Annotated in this window: 2 protein-coding genes; both read left to right on the forward strand. The window is 74.5% G+C overall.

The genetic code is table 11. The annotated features are described in order from the left end of the window. Positions 1-220 precede the first annotated feature (220 nt). Positions 221-1,690, forward strand: coding sequence for an acyl-CoA synthetase (locus ACTIR_RS0105700; RefSeq protein ID WP_034238590.1), 1,470 nt, complete (start codon positions 221-223; stop codon positions 1,688-1,690). Further along, positions 1,683-2,278: carboxyl transferase domain-containing protein (locus ACTIR_RS21950; RefSeq protein ID WP_034238592.1), on the forward strand; the 596-nt coding region annotated here is incomplete at its 3' end. The genes ACTIR_RS0105700 and ACTIR_RS21950, both read left to right, overlap by 8 nt.

The raw sequence follows: 2,278 nt of genomic DNA on the forward strand, positions 1-2,278 counted from the left end.
GGTGGCGCCTTTCGCGGGCGGAATGCGGTCCCGCCGCCCGGCGCCGTCGGCGGCGGGCGGCGTCGGGGCGGCATGATGGACACAGGCGCCTACGGGTCGGTAACGGTGTCCGGGCCGGATGCCGTACGCGCCCGCACGTATCCGCACGCACGCCACGACGCAGCCGACCACCCCCGTCACGACCGCACACACCACGACACGAGAGCCCGCGAGGTGACCGGTGACCGTGCTCCTGCCGGACCTGCACGATGCCCAGGACAAGACCGCGCTCCGGTTCGGCGACCGGGCGTTGACCTACGCCGAGCTCGCCGCCGTCGCGGGGGACCTGGCCCGGCGCCTCCGCCCGACGTCCGGCGAACCCCGCACCACGCGGGTGGCCGTGTGGGCCACACCCGGTCCGGAGACGGCCGTCGCCACCGTCGCCGCCCTCCTGGCCGGGGTACCCGTCGTGCCGGTCAATCCGGGAAGCGGCACCCGGGAACTCGACCACATCGTCGCCGACAGCACCCCGGGCCTCCTGCTCGCCGAACCCGGCGCGGACCTCCCCTCCGCGCTGCGCCACCTGCCGCGGATCGACGTCGTGCTCCCCCCGACCGGCACGGCCCCACCGGCGCCTGCGACCCCACCGGAGGACGAACCCGACCCGCACGACCCGGCGTTCGTCATCTATACCTCCGGCACCACCGGGCGGCCCAAGGGCGTGGTGATCCCGCGCCGTGCGATCGCGAGCTCGCTGGACGCGATGGCCGACGCCTGGGGCTGGACCGCCGAGGACGTGCTGGTGCACGGGCTGCCGCTGTTCCACGTGCACGGCCTGATCCTCGGCATCCTCGGACCGCTGCGCAGGGGCGGCACCGTGCACCACCTCGGTCGCTTCTCGACCGACGCCGTCGCCCAGGAGCTGGCGGGGCCCGCGACGATGCTGTTCGGCGTGCCCACGATGTACCACCGCATCGCGACCGAACTGGATCACGACCCGGCCCTGGTCGACGCGTTGCGTCGGGCGCGGCTGCTCGTCTCCGGATCGGCGCCGCTGCCGGTGTACGACCACCGGCGCATCGCGGCCGCCACCGGGCGGCGGGTCGTCGAGCGGTACGGCATGACCGAGACCCTGATGAACACCAGCGTGCGCCCCGACGGCACGCACCGGCCCGGCACCGTCGGCATTCCGCTGCGCGACGTGTCGCTCCGGCTGGTGGACGAAGCGGGCAACCCGCTCGACGTCCACGACGGCGAGACCGTCGGGGAGGTCGAGGTCCGGGGCCCGAACCTGTTCACCGGGTATCTCAACCGCCCCGACGCCACCGCCGAGGCGTTCCACGACGGATGGTTCCGCACGGGGGACATGGCCACCCGCGACGCGGACGGCGACCTCCGCCTCGTCGGCCGCAAGTCGACGGACCTCATCAAGAGCGGCGGTTACCGGATCGGCGCGGGGGAGATCGAGAACGCGCTGCTCGAACACCCGAACGTGGCCGAGGTCGCGGTCACCGGGGAACCCGACCCGGATCTGGGCGAGCGCATCGTCGCCTGGGTGGTGCCCGACGGCGCCCGTCCCGGCGAGGAGGAGCTGGCCGACCACGTCACCGCCGCCCTGTCGGCACACAAGCGTCCCCGGGTGGTGCGCTACCTCGACGCCCTCCCCCGCAACGACATGGGCAAGATCCTGAAGAAGGCCCTGCATGAGTGACACCGCGCGCGGACTGCTCACCACGGTCGCCGACGACGTCACCGAACTGGTCCCACCCGAATCCTCGGCGCCCGCCGCACCGGATGGCCCGATCGGGTGGCGCGGATACGACCTCCAGCGTGCGGACGCCGCACGCCGCAGCGGGGAGGAGGAGTCCGTCGTCTGCGGCACCGGCCGGGTGGGCGGGGTGGACACCGTGCTCGTCGCCTTCGAGTTCGCCCACCTCGGTGGCTCCATCGGCGAGCGAACGGGCCTGCGGCTCCGGCACGCGTTCGCCGAGGCCCGACGGCGGTCCGCTCCCGTCGTCTCGCTCGTGGCCACGGGCGGCAGCCGGATGCAGGAGGGCATGCGGGCGCTGTCCCAGCTGCACCGGATCGCCCGGGCCCTCGCCGCGCACCGGGACGCGGGACTGCCGCACGTCGCCGTCGTCCGCGACCCGACCACCGGCGGGGGATGGGCGACGCTCGCCTCCGGAGCCGATGTCACGGTGGCGGTGCCGGGTGCCCAGGCCGGGTTCGCGGGCTCGCGGGTACGTCCGCCCGGGGAGCCGCACGCCTACACCGCCGAGGGGCAGTACGCCTCCGGACA

Origin of the sequence: Saccharomonospora iraqiensis subsp. iraqiensis, assembly GCF_000430445.1 — a bacterium.
In the GTDB taxonomy this organism is placed as follows: domain Bacteria; phylum Actinomycetota; class Actinomycetes; order Mycobacteriales; family Pseudonocardiaceae; genus Saccharomonospora; species Saccharomonospora iraqiensis.